Here is an 18750-nt window from a genome sequence, read left to right as displayed (position 1 = left end):
GGCAAAGCCCAATATTCTTTTATTTAGGCTGCTTTGTAACAGATACAATCAATCCAACTAAACAAACACCTGAATAAAAAATAAAGCTAAACCAATAAGAAGTCATATTAATTAACTGACCACCAATTGCAGAACCAAGTGACTGACCAATACCAAGTGCTAAAAAAGACAAACTGACCCCGATGGATGGCATCTCCTTAAAAAGACGTGTCCCCCATACAATAAATATACCTGTCATACATATATAGGACATGCCAAATAAAATCGATGAAAGATAAATCGTCACAATATGAGGTGCAGTTATTAATGCTATAGCCATCGACATTATGAGCAAAGTCACCTGATAAGAAATTCCAATTCCAAATTTACGAATAATACCACCAGCTATTCCACCAATAATGCCAGAGGCCCCCATTAATACCCAAAAGAAGGCACTCTCCCCACTGCTCATATTATACTGAGCCGTTAAATAACTTCGAGAAAAGGTCCAATATATAGAAGAGCCAAAGCCGATGATGAAAGAAGCAAGAGAGAGAAATTTACCCTTCACTAAAACCGATTTCTTGAGGATAGTAAGGTTTGAAGCTGAACTTTTACTAGTAGGAACACAGAGCGAGTTCCAAATAAATACGATTAATGATATAAATGTGAAAAGTAAAAAAGCAAACCGCCATTGCTCAGCAAACACAATAGCAATCGGTCCTGACAAAATAAGTCCAAAGCTTGTTCCACTATTAATCCACGTGTTTCCATTGTCGATCTCATCTTTTTTTAAATTCGTTGTAATCATTTGACTAAAAGCCGGAGATGCCCACCCACTGCCTATACCCGCAATAAATGTACTGGCTGTTAGGAAATAAAGATCTTGAGCAAGTGAGATGCCTAATAACCCTAAAGTTGCACTTAATCCGGCAAATTGAATGACTCTTTTTTCGCCAAATTTATTAACGCAGTTGGAAGACGTGAGTAAAGCTAATGTATAGGCGAAATAAGCAGCTGAGCTAGCCATACCAGCTTCACTTTCTGATATTCCAAGAGATGAAGAGATATGTGGTAAAAACAAACCAAAGCTGAATCTAGCTAAGGCATAAGTTACACCGATCAAAGCGATCCCAGGTAATACGAGTCTCCACATTTTCATTTCACTCCTTAGTTAATATTATATAGAACGATCATTATATATATTTTGTAAAAAAAAGCAAATGTGATTGAGCATTTACTTTTATATGAAAGTTAACTAAAGACAATATGCTCATCTTCGATGATCGCTCCGGGAATGAGGGGCCCGCTTTCCCAGGCGGGCGCTGAGCTAACCGGCTCTGCCGGTGGATCTCAGCCTGCCCTTTCCTCCTGCAGGAGTCGGCCACCCCATTCCCTCCGCTAGGCTGGAGCAAACTCAATGGTCTGTTTGTCCTCTTCTCATTAAAAAAACAATGAAAAAGTTTAAAAAAATACCAAATGAATGAAATACCAATAGTCAAAGAGCCAAAAAACACTTTCATTTTTGTTGGTGATGAATTGCATGGCAAGTCATCATGGAAGTTTTATATGAAAGTTACTTATGGGCGATAGTTCGTGCCTTGAAGTTAGCTGGTCATCCATCTGCGATAAATGACCTTAGCAGGACATAGCTCCCTGCTTGTGCGGCTGACTCCTCATGGTGTTCGAGTTGTAAACGTGCCAGATCTTTAAATAGTCGCCACTACTTTCATTTTTGTTGGTGGCGAAGTGATTGCTCCGACATGGGTGTTTTATATGGCATGATCTACTGTGTACAGCAATTCTTTGGAAACCTTATTCCAATCCACGACTTCTGCTAGTGAAGTTGCTCCCTCTAATAGCATGGAAAGACGTATCGATTCGTTTTGACTAAAATGAAGACTTTCCAAAAAGGTTAAGAAGGTCTTTTTATGAGTTATGACATATTGATTAATCTGGTTCTCTTCAGCTGGATACTCCTCTTTAGCTCTGAGAAACATACATCCTTTTTTATGAGTTGCAATCCAATCCAGATGGGCTTTTGCTATTAATTGAGCATTCGTGTTCACATCAGCCTCTTTTTTTACCACTTTCTGCAAGAGAGAGAAGTACTTCTCTTCACGGTATTTCAGTACTTCTAATACCAGTTCTTCCTTTGAATTAAAATGGTTATACATGGTCATTAATGCAACATTTGCTTCTTCTATTATCTTTTTAAGGCCGATCGAATGAAAGCCATGTTCATAAAATAGTCTCTCTGCCTGACTAATTAAATCCTGTCGTTTTTTACTCATATAACATCACCTTTAGATAGAATGGTCATTATATTATTAACATAAGGATGGTTTAAATGCAAATCAAGTATGTTTTGGGAATTCTAAAAAAACTGGGGGATGTGGGCCAAGCGGTTTTGTTCATTAAGGATAGCTTGGTTTAATGATGGCTCATTTTGAAGATGCTTTTGACAAATGCTTCTTTAAATTCTGTGTATTGCTTGATACATGTCGCTGTCTTTTTTACATAGGTCGATTTAATCTCTTCATATTGCTTTCTTGCTTGTTCATGGGACTTGAGGTAGTCTCTGAAGAAGAGCAGATTGTTCCGAAGCTCCTGTTGAGATATTCCTTTAATTGCGTGCTACCAATATGTTCTACACGAACTCCCTCAATATTTAGACTCTCCACTATTTCCCTTTTCACTCGATTATATTCAATATTCCATTCTGATGTATATTTCACTAATCTAACTTCCTCTTTCTTTAATCCTAAGTTCATGATTTTCCTCCTTATAAGAATTTACCTGATCATAGTAACCTATATCAAACAGAGAATTTTCTATATGGCTGATAAATCAAAAGAAACAGTTAATTATCTATCGATTAACGTTAGTATAGTGATACTATAATAACTAGAATGTATCAACTCTATATTTCAGTGAGGGGTAACAACTATGCTAGTAAAGAATCATACATCAACAGAAGTGAAAGGCTTAAGGAGGGTCATGCGTGTTAATGAACTATGGGATTATGAACATTTGTTTATTAGGTATGAGACAGAAGAGATTGAATGACTAGAGAACTCTTACTCTGCCTTCAAATAGACTTTTATCATAGGAATTAAACGTATAATTGAAAATCAAAAGGAGTGGTCTGGTGGTGTATTTCTCAAATAAAAAGAAAATACGAGGCTGGAAAAGACAAAAAGCAAAAATTGAAATTTGGAAAGAACAGGCCTTACATTTGGATGTGGACACTTTAAGGGAGTATCAAAGGGATTACGTTAAATTATGGATAGATCCCTTTTATTCACTAGAAAAAAGAAATCCTCCTCATTGGTATAATCAACTTTTGCTAGAAGCTATGATTGACGTGTATCAAGAATGGAACCGTAAAATGGAGGCTGAAAATGAGGAATTCTATTTGAAGATTTGGCTATTTGAGCCTCGTTTTATCCAATCTCAAGTTGTTGTGGCTTACAGAGAGGCACTTCATTTCTATCATCATACGTTCAAAAAAAGAGAGAACGATAAAGCATTTCCCTTCTATCAATTTCACTCCTTAAGAGACAAGTTAGAACAATTCGACTGGAGCCTACATATAGACTCAGATTATTATGATGAGAATGATCTGCAGGGATGGTTAGAAGAAGGACTGTCTTCAGAGAAAGAAATATCAACAATTAAACGAAAAGCCTCTGAAACGATTAAAAATGAATATGGAAATCATCTAATATACTGCATGGATAAAGGTGACGTTTGGATAGGGACTTTGAAGTGAGTAATTCCAACCAGATAATAATAATAGTATGGTGCCGATTTTTAGCGTAACAGCTTTTATTTTCAATAATGAGCAGAGGAAATAGGAAATACTGCTACTTTTTCATTTTTTACGTATGATAAGAATTACCAATAGTTTGATAAATATAAAGGGGTCTGAAACATATTGAATAATCGTTATAGTCATGCTTTTAAAATGTTTATCTGCTTTCTTGGCATCTCCGTTTTAATAGTCTTAGTCTTATCTGTTCCATTTAAAGCTGTTGCTAACGAACAGAGCTTACTAGAAGTGCAAGTAGAGAATTATATCAATGAACATCAGGAAGATATTGCGGGGTTAGCTACAATAGTGATAGATAAAGATGAAGTTATTTACAAAATGGCAGGTAATGCAGATATAGAAAATCAAATTTTAGTCAGTGAAGATACTGTTTTCGAATGGGCATCCGTATCTAAAATCCTTATTTGGATTAGTGTTTTACAGTTGGTTGAGCAAGGGAAACTGGATCTAGAAACCGATATTAAAACCTATCTGCCTCAGCATTTTCGTAGCAAAACAAATTTTGATGAACCAATCACCATGTCTCATTTAATGCACCACTCTGCAGGGTTTGATGATAGTTATACTGATTTAATGATTTATCGACCAAGTGCTATAAATAGGTTAAGAGAAGTGCTTGAAGAAGCAGACATTAACCAAGTTTTTGTCCCAGGTGAAGTGGTCGCTTATTCCAATTATGGAAGTGGACTTGCTGCATTTATTGTCGAAGAAGTGAGTGGAATGGACTATCAAGAGTACGTGCGAAAGCATATCTTTGAACCACTTCAGATGACAAAGACGGCTATTGATCCTGAACAAGGTGATCAGCAGTGGGTGAAAGAGCAGAGGGAGAAGGTTCAAGGTTATTCCCAAGCAAGGCAATTAATTAATCCCAATTTATACTCGCTTCCGATGTATCCGATTGGAAGTGTGATGGGAACAGCGACTGATTTACAAAAGCTACTAGAGGCGTTATTGGCTGAGGATGAAAACCCTCTTTTTAAATATAACGAGACCCTTGATGTCATGTTTGAACCGACCTTATATTACCCAAATACAAATATTTCAAGAATAGCTAATGGCTTATTTTATTTACCATCAAAAAGTCAGTATGTTTATGGCCATAACGGAAATTCTAAGGCGTTTAGCTCCTCCTTTTATGTGGATAGAAAGGAACAACGAGGTGTACTCGTTCTAACAAACATAAAAGATGAAATGACCTTTACTGTGGGAATACCTGAACTCATTTTTGGTGAGTATGAGCATAGAAAAGTTCATGTAGGATTAGAAGATTCATCGCAATGGAACGGTATATATGAACCGGCTCGAATACCAAGGTCAGGCTTTAGTAAGGTGTATGGTTTATTTTTAAGGGGGGAAGTTGAACAAAGTGGTTCTGATGAATTAATAATGAACGGCTTTTATTATTCACAGCTGCAACCAGGTATTTACCTAACGGAAGATGGTCCGAGCTTATACAGTCTGGATGTTTATTCAGAACACCCGCATTTGAAAAACGTGCTATCTAATACATATTCAGATTTACTTTATGTACCTACATATAAACATTACATAGAGTGGGGGGGACTTATTCTTACTGTTATAGCAGCCATTTTTTCTGTCGGTTATGTTGTCACCATTTCTTTAAGAAGTCTCTCGAGTAAAAAACCTCAACGTTTCTACTTGTTTGGTCAACATAGTCTAAATCTACTCATGATGTTGAATGTTTTATGGATCGTTTATAAAACCTTATCAATGGTTAGTTACGCTTCGCTTAAGCCGTTTCTAACTTTAAACCTTGCCTATTTAGTGATCGCTTTTGTGTATAGTGGATTTTTAGTCGTTAAGCTTAACAGTCAACCATTAAAGAAACTTGAAAAGCGAGTTTGGATCATGACGGTTGCTTGTACGGTTATCCTATGTGGAAACTTATTGTATTGGGAGTTTTATTTTTAAGTGATTATGAAGGTGCAGCTTGATTTTTAAATAGTGAGCATCTAGGCAAAAGAAAAGCAGTCTTGTTTCAATTATCCACGCCTTCTTCTATGATTGTAAGCTCAACTAAATCGTACTGATTTAAATTGTATGGGTTCGTATCTTTTTTAGTAAATATGAATTCAACTTTGTCAGAAATTTCTAGGTCGTCTAAATGAATCTCGATATCGCCATCTCTTAGTATCGACTCTTTTGTAACTTGAACATGATACACATATAAAATATCCTCGCTACTTGGGCTATTAATCAATGAAATGACAAGTGAATGAGTAGATGTATCAATTTCTTCGATTACTCCTAATTCAGTCGTTTGATTACATGATACTAAAATTAAAAGCAAAAAAAACAGAGGATGGCTTTTCTCATAATGGAGGCTCCTTAAGAGTTTATTAGAACTATCATAATAGGTTAGGAGGAATAACACATGATCTAAAGTACCCAATTGGTGAATTCAAATTAAATGGAAAAAACAAATGACGTGATTGATCTTTGGATAAGTGAGATGGATGAATTAAAAGGAGGGGTGTAATCAATGTTTCCGGTATTAGAAACAAAAAGACTATATTTAAGAGAACTTACTAAAGCTGATGCGAAGAGCATCTTTTCTTGTTTCTCTAACGGAAAAGTTACAAGATATTATAGATTAGAAACTTTCGTTCATCTTGAAGAAGCGGAGAATCTTATTCATATATTTAAAAAGAACTACAACGATAAGAGAGGTATACGATGGGGAATTGAAAGGAAAGAAACTAAGGAAGTAATGGGAACTATTGGTTTTAATGCTTGGGTTCCTTATCATAAAAAGCAGAGCTTGGTTACGAACTCCATCCAGAACACTGGAGGAACGGGTACATTTCAGAAGCGATGTCAAAAGTTCTTTCTTACGGTTTTGAAGAGATGAATTTAACTCGTATCGGTGCTGTTGTACTTATTAATAATCTGGCATCTAATCAGCTATTAACAAAAATGGGTTTTCATCAAGAAGGTGTCTTACGGAATTATATTTATCAAAATGGTCAAGCAAACGATGCAAACGTCTATTCATTACTTAAAAAGAATAAATGAAAGTGAATTAGTTATGGTTTAGTGAGCTCTTATCGAATTAGAAAAATCGGATGATATATAAAGCCTAAATAAGAAAATCATGAACTTGGTTTAAATAAAAGACCACCTCACATGTTGAAGTGGTCTTTAGGTTAGCTTAATAATTCGATGTATAATTCCTATACGTTTTTCCTTTCAATAAGATGGTAAGACCAATTAGAATTCCAATCGTCGCAAAGGACAGAATAACAGATTGAATATCGATGCCTCTAGAAACAAGTAACGTTACACCGGCATAAGCAAGCGGGTCAAATCCGTTCATGGCTAAGAAGATAATACTCATGACTCTCCCCATTATGCGAGGGTCGGTATCTTCTTGTGCAGAGGTAAAGAAAGGGATTGAAACAAATGTCATCGAGAATCCAAGTAAGAAAGCTAATGCCGTTAAGATATACAAGTTAGGAATCTGACTAAAGAGAACAGCCACCATTAAAGTTGCAATTAATCCTAGAATCGATGTTAAACCTCTCTGGCGTATTTTGACTGTACCAATAATACCTGTACTTACAAGCATACCAATCGCTAAAGCAGCCTCGATATAACTAAGGTTAATAGGTGTACCTCCGTAAGTTTCCACTAAGATCGGAATGGCTATGGAAATAGCTCCGAAGGCAAAGAAATTGAGCGTGATTAAGATTAGAATACCTGTAATGAGAAATTTACTTGCTTTGACATAAGAAAACCCTTCTATCAAATCCTTCAGTGGTGTTTGTTTGATTGTATTGTCTACGGGTCCTTCTTTTAGGAATGGTGGAAACATAAAAAAGGCAGACAATAGAACAATAACAGCCGCAACAAAATAACCCGTCGTAACCCCTGCAAACTCCATAACACTCCCGGCAATAATCGGTCCAACGACAAAACCAATTTGACCCAGTCCTTGGATAATGGCATTTGCTTGTTTAATTTGTTCAACGCGAACCATTTTCGGGATTAAGGAAGTTCCTGCTGGTCCAGAAAAAGCATCAAGTGTTCCAAATAATGCTCCCAATATTAATAGGTGAATAAAGGCTAATTGGTTGGTATACGCCAATATGAAAATGATAACGAGTAGAATACCTTGAATGGAGCTCGTGCTGAACATGATTGTCGTCTTTTTAAATTTGTCAGCAAGAACACCTCCAAAGGCCATCATGATGATCCGTGGAACGGTAACGGCAATCAGGATTATACCTAATGAGCTAGCAGAACCAAGCTCAGAAATTACAAACCAGGTTGTGGTCATAAAAAACATACTAAAGCCAATTATGGCTAAGAAGCTCCCGACAAATAACAAAATAAAAGGTCTATTTTTCAATAATGATTGTTGTTCTTCCATAAATATAATCTTTCCTCTCTACGTTAATCTAACATCAATTCTAGAGGATCACGTAACGTGAGGGGCAAGTGTTTTTTGTTTGGGGAATTTTCCTTGAATCCACTGTCTTTTTAAATATAAAGATGGAAGGGAAATTCATAATAAACTAATTGTAAAAATGAATAAGCAAGAATGTTCTTTCTTGAGATGGTGAAACTACCAGTACTTAGTCTAGAAGGGTGTGGAGTTCATGAAGAGTCTGAGTTTATTAGTGGTCATTAGTTTGTTAAGTATGGGATTTCCTAATTATGAAGTGGAGGTGGCAGAAGTTGATAAACAACGTCCGATGGAAGAATATATGCCTGAATACGGATATACGACGGTTGAAGTAGCTGTTAAAGAGTTGGAAGAGCACTTTCAAAAGGAGTTAAAATTACCTTTAAGAATACCACCATTACCTTTTACGCACCAATTTGGAAGGTTTAACGATTCAGAAGGAACGAGCAATGATGCTTTGGATATTGAATATATCAATGAAGAGAAGCCGTATATACATTATAAAATGATGATTCGACATATGGATAGCAAAATTCCAATAAGGGAGAAACGTATTATTGAAACATACACTTTAAAGAATGGACATGAAGCAACTCTAATCAATGTATCTGGAAGATTACAAGCGTTTGTGTTTGAAAGAGAAGGTTGGCAATACATGTTAAGTGTAAATAGTAAATGTGCTGACATCATAACACCTGAAGTGTTTGTTCAAATTGCGAATTCTATTGATTTTCCTGAAGAAAAAGAAGGACTGTTAGATAAGTAACGACGAATGTTTTCAATTTTAATTAAAAAAAGTAAACTCTAGACAGGAATAAAATAAATGGGTTATCGTTTCTCGAGTTTAACAATCTGACAAAAAACCCAATGAGGGTTTTTTGTTTTATTCGCAGTTGAAAGGACGATTTAAAAGGTTAAATAAAATATTGAGAAAGACGTAAAGCTGCGTCAAGATGTTTGTTTTTTACTTGCAGCTTTCAAACTAACGACCATAGATTTTTAGTGTTATTCTTAATAAAGAACAAATATGTGAATTTATATATCAATTTTCAGAATTTTGTTGTATAATCAAAGTGGAATGAAATGGATTTTATAGCCGTTTCATTATTTTTTTCACTATCAGTTCTTTATTGAGAACAGATGGTTGGATTTAAGTCTTTATTAACATGGAAAAAAGGAGGGTGGCTAATATTTATTCTTTTGATTTACCGAAATAGTTGTAAAAAGGGTTTCATAGTGAAGTAGGAGGAGGAAATCGAATTGGGGAAAAAAAGAATGACAAAATGGTTTAGTAGTTTTTTAGCTTTTATGATCGTGTTTTCTATCGTTCTTCCGGTATCAGCGACATCACAAGAAACTTCGCTTCAAGAGATTAAACAACAGCAACAAAATGAAAAAAAACTGGAATTAAAGGCAGCAATTTCTGACCAGCTTGAGGCAAGAGAAGGCTTAGCGATGCTGCATAAAGATTTACAGGGTTTATCTGGTAATGAGCAAGTTTCAGTCATTATTCATTTATCTGAGCACCCTGTAGCTCTAGAACAAGGCATTAGTAAACTAACAGGTAAATCACTATCAAGCACACAAAAATCACAAATCCGTGCGAAAGTGAACAGGCAGCAAGCAACGGTAGAGCGAGAAATGAGGATAAAAGGTATTAGCTTTGAGAAGGGCTTTGCCTATAATACGGTCCTTAATGGCTTTGCAGCAACAGTTAAAGCACAAGATCTAGAGCAGCTTCTTGAAATAAAAGGCGTGACATTAGTTGAACCAGATGCAATCGTTCATGCCTTAACGGATGATAAACCAGCCGGCGATACTTCTGACCTCGAGAAGGTTGTCGATTATGATACAGCTATGAACACAAGTATTCCTTTCCTAGGAATTGAGCAAATTTGGGATGAAGGCTATAAAGGAGAAGGTATTAAAGTAGCTGTACTTGATACGGGTATCGATCCTGATCATCCGGAGTTTGCAGGGATTTATAAAGGTGGAAAAAACTTCATTCCGCATAGCTCGATGTATGCACGTGAACGAGATGATGATGATGCTAGAGAAACGTCACCGAAAGATCGTCCTAATAATCAACCGGAATTTAATGCAAACGGAAGATCTTTCTATACCGATCACGGGACTCACGTTGCTGGTACGATTGCAGCAATAGGAGCGAATGAATACGGCATTAAAGGGATTGCACCTGAAATTGATCTATACGCCTATCGTGTTCTTGGAGCGTATGGAAGTGGTTCTACTTCGGGAATTATTGCAGCAATTGAGCATTCAGTCGATGAACAGATGGATGTCATCAATCTATCACTTGGCGGTGGGGCTAATTCAGAGACTGATGCGGGATCGTTTGCAATCAACAACGCCATGATGGCAGATGTCATTTCTGTCATTGCTACAGGCAACTCAGGACCGAACCGGGGAACGATGGGAACACCGGCTACTGCTCGTCTGGGCATTGCGGTAGGTAATACGACGAACCCAGAAACGCAATATAGTGGAGAAGTAACGGTTCGAGTTGGTGAAGATTATCACTACTCAAATGAGTTGACTTTTATGGCAACAACATTTGGACAAGCACTCAGTAATCAGCTCATGGGTGAATACGACCTTGTAGCTGTACCAGGCGTCGGAAATTTAGCTGATTATAACAATATTGATGTTCAAGGAAAGGTAGCCCTTATAGCTCGAGGTGAAATTGCTTTTGTTGATAAAATTGCACATGCAAAAGCAAATGGAGCCGTTGCAACGATTATTCATAACTTCGCAGGTGGGACAAATGCCCCTGGAATATCGGATGTCTTTTTAGGAGACTCATTTACTTTTATTCCAACCATTGATATGTCAGTCACTGATGGTAGTGCGATTCGCCAGGCGCTCGCCGGTGGAAATGGTTCTGTTACATTTAATAACTTCACTTCAACAGTATCGGAAGGCGATGATGTAAATAATTCGAGTTCTAGAGGTCCTTCTACACCTAATTTTGATATAAAACCGGATGTAGTAGCACCTGGCACAAATATTATGTCTACAATACCAGCATATAAGTGGGATTACCCAGAAGCAAATTATGAAGAGTCTTATGATCGTTTCACAGGAACATCGATGGCGACTCCTCATATAGCGGGAATTGTCGCACTGATCAAACAAGTGAATCCAACGTGGGATGCATTTGATGTAAAAGTAGCCTTATCTAATACCGCGAAAATTCTTGATACGGGTAAATATGATGTTTTCGCACAAGGAGCTGGGCGGGTAGACGCCTATGCTGCTGCGTTCCCAAGCGTACTTGCGTATGCAATTGATGAAGCGGTTCTTGATGCTAGTGGCGAGGTTGTGCCCAATGTAAAAGGTACTGTCACATTTGGACCGCAAAATCTAGAGCAAGCCATTTCCGTTTCGAAGCAAATTATCGTCAAAGATTTAGAGGGTGTTGGGGGCAACTTCAATGTGAGTGTAGATGTAACGAAGTCATTTGCAGATGCTTCCTTAACGGTTGATAAGTCATCGTTCACATTAGCACCTAATGGTGAGGAACTCCTAACCGTCACTTTAACAGCTTCGCAAAATAACGCAACAAAACCTGGCGATGAACTACTCGGTTATATTCATGTTAACGGTGGTCAAAATCAACTGTCTTTACCGTTTGCAGCCGATTTCAGTGGTGAAATAGTTCCAGAAATTAAAGATATGCGCATTACGGAAACAGACCTTTCATTTAATAATGACGGTGTGAATGACGCTGCCATGCTTTACTTCACTTTAACAGGTGATGTATTGACGAATTATATTGAATTATGGAACATCGAGGATCCGGATGGTGGGTTTTATGGCGATGGTTACATCGGCTATTTACATGCAGGGAATTCCTTAGGAGCGGGCTCCTACCAATTGCCGATTTCTGGCACATACAGACCTTGGGGCGGGAGCGGACTTGAGCAAATTCCTGATGGCCTTTACACGATTGATTTTACGGCACAAGTAAGTGCAGGAGGGACGATTGGTGATTATGTTGGTCCAATTGTCGTTAAAACAACCAAGCCTGTTATTAATGGTGATGTAAATGGGCATACATTGACAGGACAAATAACCGATAAGTATATCGATTACAATGAAGTTCTTAGTAATTATGGTCTCCAATATGATCTGAATTCCAAACTACAAGCATCCTATGTGACTACAACTAATGGCGAGGAGAGTGAGCCAGTAGCTTTCACACTCGATCAAGATGGTTCATTTGAGATTGCTTTATCACAAGCAGCAGATTCAGTAAAAGTCATTGTCGATGACGCTGCAGGAAATCAAGGTGAAGCAATATTTGATGTGGAAACAGAAATTGAAGTTTCTTTATCCGTTGACAAACCTGCCGTTACAATCGAAGCGGGACAATCTACAACAGTTATAGTAACAGAAACAATAAAGAATGGTGAGCAAATAACGGAAGAAGACGTAACTGCTGCTGCGACTTATAGCGTAGCTGATGAGGAGATTGCTGTCGCCCAATCGGGTGAAATTATTGCTAAAGCGGTCGGTGAAACAATCGTTACAATTGCTTATGGTGATAATCATGTAGAAGTAGCTGTGACAGTAATAGAGGGAGACGAGGATAAAACCGTAAGCTTAAAAGCTAACCATGAGCAATTCCTAATTAAGGAAGGTGCAACGGGGAATGTGCAAATCTTAGAGGTAACAACAATAGGTGACGACGAAATAGAAGAAGATGTAACCGCAAAGGCAACATACGTGGTTGATAATGAAGCGATTGCAACTGTAACAGAGGGGATTATTTTAGGAAAGAAAGCGGGGATTACCGTCGTCACTGCTCATTATGGTGAGAGCTCTATCCAAATTACGGTAGCAGTTTCAAAAAATGATGATACAAGACCACCAAGAGTAACTCCTTCACGTTAACAAAAAATAAAGAAGGGTTGGTAGTGACATACCAACTCTTCACCTAAGGAAAGACCTGTTGGACGATGAAAAATAAATAAGACTACATACCCAAGTGGGTAAAGGAGGAAGATTCATGAGTATTAAGAAGAAATTAGGAATGGGATTCGCATCAGCTATTCTTGGCGTAACATTAGTAGGTGGGGGAACTTTTGCTTATTTTAGTGACACAGAGGTAACAAATAATACATTTGCGGCAGGTACTTTAGATTTAGCTGTTAATCCATCTGTTATTGTCGATATAACGAATATGAAACCTGGTGATACGGTGCTGAGAGAGTTCTCGCTAGAAAATAATGGTACTTTGGATATTTCAAAAATAGATATTCTCACAAATTATAAAGTAATTGATGTAAAAGGCAACAACGCAGAGGATTTTGGTAAGCACATTAAGGTGCTTTTCCTAGAAAATATTGATAAGACCGGTGATGGTTGGTTAATTGATGATTATAATGATGTGATTAGTGAAACGACATTATATGACCTTCAACATATGACACCAGATGCTGTAGAAAACTTACAGGATTGGGTTACATGGTTCTTTGAATTAAATGGGGAAGAAAGTGGTTTAAAAGCAGGTACGAGTGATTCCATGTATGTCGCCTTTGAATTTGTTGATAATGGTAAGGATCAAAATCAATTTCAAGGCGATTCTCTTGAACTAAAATGGACATTTAAGGCTTATCAAACTGAAGGTGAAGTTTTTGAATAATTGATATCAAAGCTGAGTTATAAGGGCGTTATGTACGCCTTTGTGACTCAGTTTTTATTGTATTATGAATGTAGTTGTAAGTTTCTCTTGTTAAAATACTTTTATATGAAAGTTACCTGGGTGGCGCTCATTTCCTAAGTTAACGTGACCTTTCGGTCTTTGTTTTTGGATACTAATCCTGATGGAATACTACACATTTTCTGTGTTGGTGGTGGCTGGTTGTGCGGTGAGCTGAATCTTTTTAGAAAGCTCTTGCGACCTCTTTCCTAAAAAGTGGCGGGGCTACGGTAAAGTGTGAGAATCCTCAAAACCGTTTATGAATGAAAAGCTACCAGTTAAAGATTGAAACCCTACTTATATATTTGGAGAGGACTAGTTGTAAACGTATCCACAGGTTAAGAAGTCGTAACTATCCATGAAGAATGGTCTTTGTGCAGATACTCCTAAGTTTGGTGTCCGTATCTGCACAACCTTTTTGTTTTGTTAACATGGTGAAAGATGACTTTCATGTTTATTGGTGAATGTTGCTTAGCAAGTCCATGGAAGTTTTATATGAAAGTTAGTGCGAACATGGAGCGTTGCTCGTCGCTACCGAAAATTATGCTCCGCGTCCTGCGGGGTGGCACTGAACTAACTAGCTTCGCTAGTGGATTTCAGCCCGCCACTGCGTCCCGCGGGAGCCTTCGCATAACTCGCCCGCTTGGGTTACCACTAATTCTTAAGTTCAAAAAAACAATCCAACACCATTCATTTAAAATGAAAATAAACAAAACGAATTGAATGAAATGCAAACAGTTAAAAAGCCAAACAATACTTTCATCTTTATTGGTGGCGAAGTCGGGCACAGTTATGTGGGTTTTATATGCCATGTAAAGGTTTCTACTGTAAGTAATACACAGATGGAATTCTATGTTAATCTGAATTATGATTAATTGGTTAAAGGTTGATCATTAGGTGGAAAGCATGGTATAAGTGAAAAAAGTAATAGAATGTCGCCTTAATTTTGCGGTTAAGGCTCTATTTTTATTGAGAGGGTTTGAGTTTGAAAATGAAAGATAATTTTTGGAATGAATTACCACGTCCCTTTTTTGTTTTGGCTCCTATGGAGGATGTAACGGATGTGGTCTTTCGTCATGTAGTGAGTGAAGCAGCTAGACCAGATGTATTTTTTACAGAGTTTACAAATACCGAAAGTTATTGTCACCCGGATGGGGAACAAAGCGTTCGCGGTCGTTTAACATTTACGAAAGATGAACAGCCAATGGTTGCTCATATTTGGGGAGATAAACCAGAGAACTTCAGACAAATGAGCATTGGCATGGCAGAGCTTGGTTTCAGAGGGATCGACTTAAATATGGGGTGCCCTGTAAAGAATGTAGCAACTAAGGGTAAAGGGAGCGGTTTAATTCTTCGTCCCGATGTTGCGGCAGAAATTATTCAAGCAGCCAAAGCGGGTGGATTGCCGGTTAGTGTTAAAACAAGGCTAGGATATACAGAGATCGATGAGTGGCAAGATTGGCTTACTCATATTTTCAAACAAGATATTGCGAATCTCTCTATTCATTTACGGACGAGAAAGGAAATGAGTGAAGTCGATGCTCATTGGGAATTAATCCCTCAAATTAAGGAGCTACGTGATCGAATTGCACCGAATACACTCTTGACGATAAATGGAGATATTCCTGACTACCAAACAGGAATGAAGTTAGCGGAACAATACGGAATTGATGGTGTCATGATCGGGCGAGGTATTTTTAAAAATCCATTTGCTTTTGAAAGGGAGCCAAAAGATCATAGTTGGGAGGAGTTATTGGACCTTTTAAGGCTACATCTTGATCTTTATGATCAATACTCAAAGGATTTAGTAACGCGCCCATTTAAAACACTTCACCGCTTTTTTAAGATTTATGTAAAAGGGTTTAAGGGAGCGAGTGCTTTGAGACATGAATTGATGGGTACAAGTTCAACAGATGAAGTGCGAGAAATGCTGGATCAGTTTATGGCTAGTCATTCGGGTGTTACTAATTTAGAAGAATAGCTCTTCTACTAGTATGAAGATGGTCCTCACTTTTACATAAGTGAGGGCTTTTTTTAAAGTGAAGATGGTATTGAATAAGAATATTTATTAAGTTGACATGACACTTATAGGTGTCGTATTATTGAGACACTAAAAGGTGTCTTATTTTTGTGAAGGAGGATTTCCTTTGAATACGGCTTTAAAAGAACGTGATGTGTATGACGCGATTGCTGACCCGACAAGAAGAAAGTTAATACGTCTGTTGGCGGATTCTGAGGAACTGCCTTTATATGAAATTACGTCTCACTTTGATATGGGACGTACGGCGGTTTCTAAGCATTTAACAATTCTTAAGCAAGCAGACTTAGTAAAAAACAGAAAGATAGGTAGAGAAACAAGATATCGATTAAATTCAGCTCCCTTACAAGAAATACAGGATTGGTTATCTTATTATGAACAGTTTTGGAATGAGCGAGCATTTTTACTTAAAAAAATATTGGAGGAATAATCATGGCAGAGCTTCAGTTAGATTTTCAATTTAACAGCCCTATTGAGAAGGTATGGGAGGCACTCACACATTCGGAGACATTAGCACAATGGGTGATGGAGAATAATTTTAGACCGATTGTCGGTTACAAATGTCAATTTCGGAATGAGGCGATTGGTTTAGTCGTTCATAGTGAGGTACTGCTTGTTGATAAGCCAAACAAGCTATCTTATACATGGGTTGGTGGTCCGATTGATACGGTTGTGATATGGACACTCAAACAAGAAGGCAAGGTGACGCACTTACATCTTGAGCATGCAGGTTTTGAAGAAATGAATCAAGCTTACCATGGAGCCAAGTATGGTTGGTCTAATATGGTAGACAACTTGAAAAAACTAATAGAAGAATAATAAAAGGGGTTATGTGATGAGTTTTTTTAAAGAGGCATTGGCGATTTTCAAAAAAACAGATTTACCTTTCGTTAAGAGTTATAAAGAGTCAGATAAAGCGTATACGTTCAGCTTTAAAAAGGGAAAAGATATAACATGGCGAGCGGGGCAGCACGGTTTATTTACGATTACTCATAAAAAAATAAAAGGTGCAACAAAACCATTTACGGTTTCTTCTTCAGCCAAGGAAGAATATGTGCAAATAACAACCGAGATCGGTGAGCAACCAAGTGAATTTAAACAAGCGTTACTTGAATTAACAGAAGGTGAAACGATTCGTATGAGTGGTCCGGTTGGAGCGTTTTATCTAAAAGAAGATCGCCCAACCTTACTCATTGCAGGAGGAATTGGCGTGACTCCATTTCGAGCGATGTTGAAAGAGCTAGAGAATGAGCAACGAAATCATCCCATTCACTTGCTCTATATAGACTCTGATAAAGTTTTTTTATATCAAGATGAGTTTCAAACAATGGCTTCGAATCAACCATTCATAGTGGTTTCATTTCTCGAAGCGAGGGATGATTTATATCAAAAAATCGATGCTTTTATTCAAGCGTATAAAAATAATGGTGACTATTTTGTGGCTGGTTCCAAAAGTATGGTGGGATCAATGACCAATTATTTAATCAAGCAAGAGGTTTCAAAGAAACGTATAAAAAAGGATAGTTTTTACGGATATTAAAAAAAATTGTTCATAGAAGGGTGGTTGCAAAATGGCTGCACCGAAAACATTAAGAACATGTAGTAAAGGTCATACGTATTATAAATCTTCGAGTTGTACGTCTTGTCCTGTTTGTAATAAAGAAAATAAACCGACTGAAGGCTTTTTAGCTAAGTTATCATCACCAGCTCGAAATGCATTCATTCATGAAGGCATCACCACAGTCGAAACATTGTCGACTTTTACTGAAAAGGAAATTTTAAAACTACATGGAATCGGGCCTGCCTCCTTGCCCAATCTAAAAGCAGCACTAGAAGAAAAAGGGTTAGCATTTAAAGAGTAGCGTGAAGGAAAACTGATATATGGAATAAATGATACAGAAGATAATAGGAGGTAAGTTCAACCGTCACAAGTTAGTACGAGTAGCATCTCATTACATGATCACATAAAAGGGAGTCTATCCTATGTCGGTAAAAAAGAATCATTTAAAAGTAGACCAGTTCTTACAAGAATCTACTGAAGCACAAAAATGGCAGAAAGAATATATCAAACTAAGAGAAATCATCTTGTCTTGCAATGTGCAAGAAGAATATAAATGGATGCATCCATGTTACACGTTTAATCAGAAAAATATTGTCTTAATCCACGGTTTTAAAGACTACTGTGCTCTACTGTTTCATAAAGGCGAACTATTAAAGGATCCCAAAAAAATCCTTATTCAACAAACAGAAAACGTTCATGGTGCTAGGCAAATACGGTTTAACAACCTAGAACAAATCTTAGGATTAGAAGAAACGATTCAAGCCTATATAAACGAAGCGATTGAGGTTGAAAAAGCAGGGTTAGTTGTTAAGAAAAAAACAAGAGAAATAGAAATCCCGGAGGAACTAATCATTCAGTTCACGGAGATGCCAGAATTAAAAGTAGCTTTTGAAGCCTTAACACCTGGCCGTCAAAGAGCGTATCTTCTACATTTCTCACAACCAAAACAGTCAAAAACGAAGGCCGCACGAATTGAAAAATCATTGTCAAGAATCTTTGCTGGAAAAGGTTTAACTGATTGTATTTGTGGCCTGTCCAAACGTTACCCTAACTGTGACGGGTCGCATAAAATGTTAGAAAACGAATGAATGTGCCATGCCTATTTCAAACAATGAAAGCAGAGCTTACTAAATGATTAAATTTAGAAGGTTCTGTTTTTTGTATTATAATAGTAATAGTT

16 protein-coding genes and 2 pseudogenes are annotated in these 18750 nt (G+C 37.4%); 12 read left to right on the top strand and 6 right to left on the bottom strand.

The features are described from left to right. Positions 1–19: 19 nt before the first annotated feature. The 4 genes and pseudogenes from PQ479_RS09590 to PQ479_RS09575 form a co-directional block, all read right to left on the bottom strand. On the bottom strand, positions 20–1135 hold the full coding sequence (locus PQ479_RS09590; RefSeq protein ID WP_047989976.1) for an MFS transporter: 1116 nt from the start codon (positions 1133–1135) through the stop codon (positions 20–22). Between the two features lie 616 nt (positions 1136–1751). Beyond that, positions 1752–2273: a TetR/AcrR family transcriptional regulator gene (locus tag PQ479_RS09585; RefSeq protein WP_047989975.1), complete on the bottom strand. Its 522-nt coding sequence runs from the start codon at positions 2271–2273 to the stop codon at positions 1752–1754. 139 nt (positions 2274–2412) lie between these two features. Continuing rightward, positions 2413–2574, bottom strand: coding sequence for a GrpB family protein (locus PQ479_RS09580; protein ID WP_273716965.1), 162 nt, complete (start codon positions 2572–2574; stop codon positions 2413–2415). An 80-nt stretch (positions 2575–2654) separates the two neighbouring features. Further along, a pseudogene (locus PQ479_RS09575) lies at positions 2655–2753 on the bottom strand (GrpB family protein); the annotation flags it as partial. A 377-nt stretch (positions 2754–3130) separates the two neighbouring features. Between PQ479_RS09575 and PQ479_RS09570 the strand changes: the two are divergent. Both PQ479_RS09570 and PQ479_RS09565 read left to right on the top strand, forming a co-directional pair. Continuing rightward, the gene (locus PQ479_RS09570) at positions 3131–3754 is read left to right on the top strand and encodes a hypothetical protein (protein WP_273716953.1); all 624 of its coding nucleotides are present in this window, start codon (positions 3131–3133) and stop codon (positions 3752–3754) included. 165 nt (positions 3755–3919) lie between these two features. After that, the gene (locus PQ479_RS09565) at positions 3920–5749 is read left to right on the top strand and encodes a serine hydrolase domain-containing protein (protein WP_047989974.1); all 1830 of its coding nucleotides are present in this window, start codon (positions 3920–3922) and stop codon (positions 5747–5749) included. Positions 5750–5816: 67 nt separating this feature from the next. Here PQ479_RS09565 and PQ479_RS09560 read toward each other — a convergent pair whose 3' ends face one another. Beyond that, the gene (locus tag PQ479_RS09560; RefSeq protein ID WP_047989973.1) at positions 5817–6128 is read right to left on the bottom strand and encodes a hypothetical protein; all 312 of its coding nucleotides are present in this window, start codon (positions 6126–6128) and stop codon (positions 5817–5819) included. 192 nt (positions 6129–6320) lie between these two features. On the opposite strand from PQ479_RS09560, the pseudogene PQ479_RS09555 reads away from it, so the two are divergent. Continuing rightward, a pseudogene (locus tag PQ479_RS09555) lies at positions 6321–6853 on the top strand (GNAT family N-acetyltransferase). 136 nt (positions 6854–6989) lie between these two features. Here PQ479_RS09555 and PQ479_RS09550 read toward each other — a convergent pair. Then, the gene (locus PQ479_RS09550; protein WP_047989972.1) at positions 6990–8210 is read right to left on the bottom strand and encodes an MFS transporter; all 1221 of its coding nucleotides are present in this window, start codon (positions 8208–8210) and stop codon (positions 6990–6992) included. 229 nt (positions 8211–8439) lie between these two features. Here PQ479_RS09550 and PQ479_RS09545 point away from each other — a divergent pair, with 229 nt between their 5' ends. The 9 genes from PQ479_RS09545 (at position 8440) to PQ479_RS09505 (ending at position 18658) form a co-directional block, all read left to right on the top strand. After that, positions 8440–9012 carry a hypothetical protein gene (locus PQ479_RS09545; protein WP_047989971.1) on the top strand — a complete coding sequence of 191 codons (573 nt, stop codon included), beginning with the start codon at positions 8440–8442 and terminating at the stop codon, positions 9010–9012. A gap of 494 nt (positions 9013–9506) precedes the next feature. Beyond that, entirely contained in the window at positions 9507–13163 is a 3657-nt protein-coding gene (locus PQ479_RS09540) for a S8 family serine peptidase (protein WP_053070489.1), read from the top strand. A 115-nt stretch (positions 13164–13278) separates the two neighbouring features. Further along, positions 13279–13914: a CalY family protein gene (locus PQ479_RS09535; RefSeq protein ID WP_047989970.1), complete on the top strand. Its 636-nt coding sequence runs from the start codon at positions 13279–13281 to the stop codon at positions 13912–13914. A 1048-nt stretch (positions 13915–14962) separates the two neighbouring features. Further along, entirely contained in the window at positions 14963–15952 is a 990-nt protein-coding gene (locus PQ479_RS09530) for a tRNA dihydrouridine synthase (protein WP_047990120.1), read from the top strand. A gap of 166 nt (positions 15953–16118) precedes the next feature. Then, the gene (locus PQ479_RS09525) at positions 16119–16439 is read left to right on the top strand and encodes an ArsR/SmtB family transcription factor (protein ID WP_047989969.1); all 321 of its coding nucleotides are present in this window, start codon (positions 16119–16121) and stop codon (positions 16437–16439) included. A gap of 2 nt (positions 16440–16441) precedes the next feature. Then, on the top strand, positions 16442–16828 hold the full coding sequence (locus PQ479_RS09520; protein WP_047989968.1) for an SRPBCC family protein: 387 nt from the start codon (positions 16442–16444) through the stop codon (positions 16826–16828). A gap of 16 nt (positions 16829–16844) precedes the next feature. Beyond that, positions 16845–17549 (top strand): FAD-dependent oxidoreductase, encoded by a 705-nt coding sequence (locus tag PQ479_RS09515; RefSeq protein WP_047989967.1) that lies wholly within the window; start codon positions 16845–16847, stop codon positions 17547–17549. A gap of 31 nt (positions 17550–17580) precedes the next feature. Further along, a complete protein-coding gene (locus tag PQ479_RS09510; RefSeq protein ID WP_047989966.1) occupies positions 17581–17871 on the top strand; it encodes an RNA polymerase alpha subunit C-terminal domain-containing protein in 291 nt (96 codons plus the stop codon). 121 nt (positions 17872–17992) lie between these two features. Beyond that, positions 17993–18658, top strand: a complete 666-nt coding sequence (locus PQ479_RS09505) for a DUF1801 domain-containing protein (protein ID WP_069187729.1) — start codon at positions 17993–17995, stop codon at positions 18656–18658. The last annotated feature ends 92 nt before the right edge of the window (positions 18659–18750 follow it).

Source organism: Alkalihalobacillus pseudalcaliphilus (genome assembly GCF_028610675.1).
In the GTDB taxonomy this organism is placed as follows: domain Bacteria; phylum Bacillota; class Bacilli; order Bacillales; family Bacillaceae_D; genus Alkalihalobacillus; species Alkalihalobacillus pseudalcaliphilus.
This window is presented reverse-complemented; position numbering and strand designations above follow the sequence as displayed.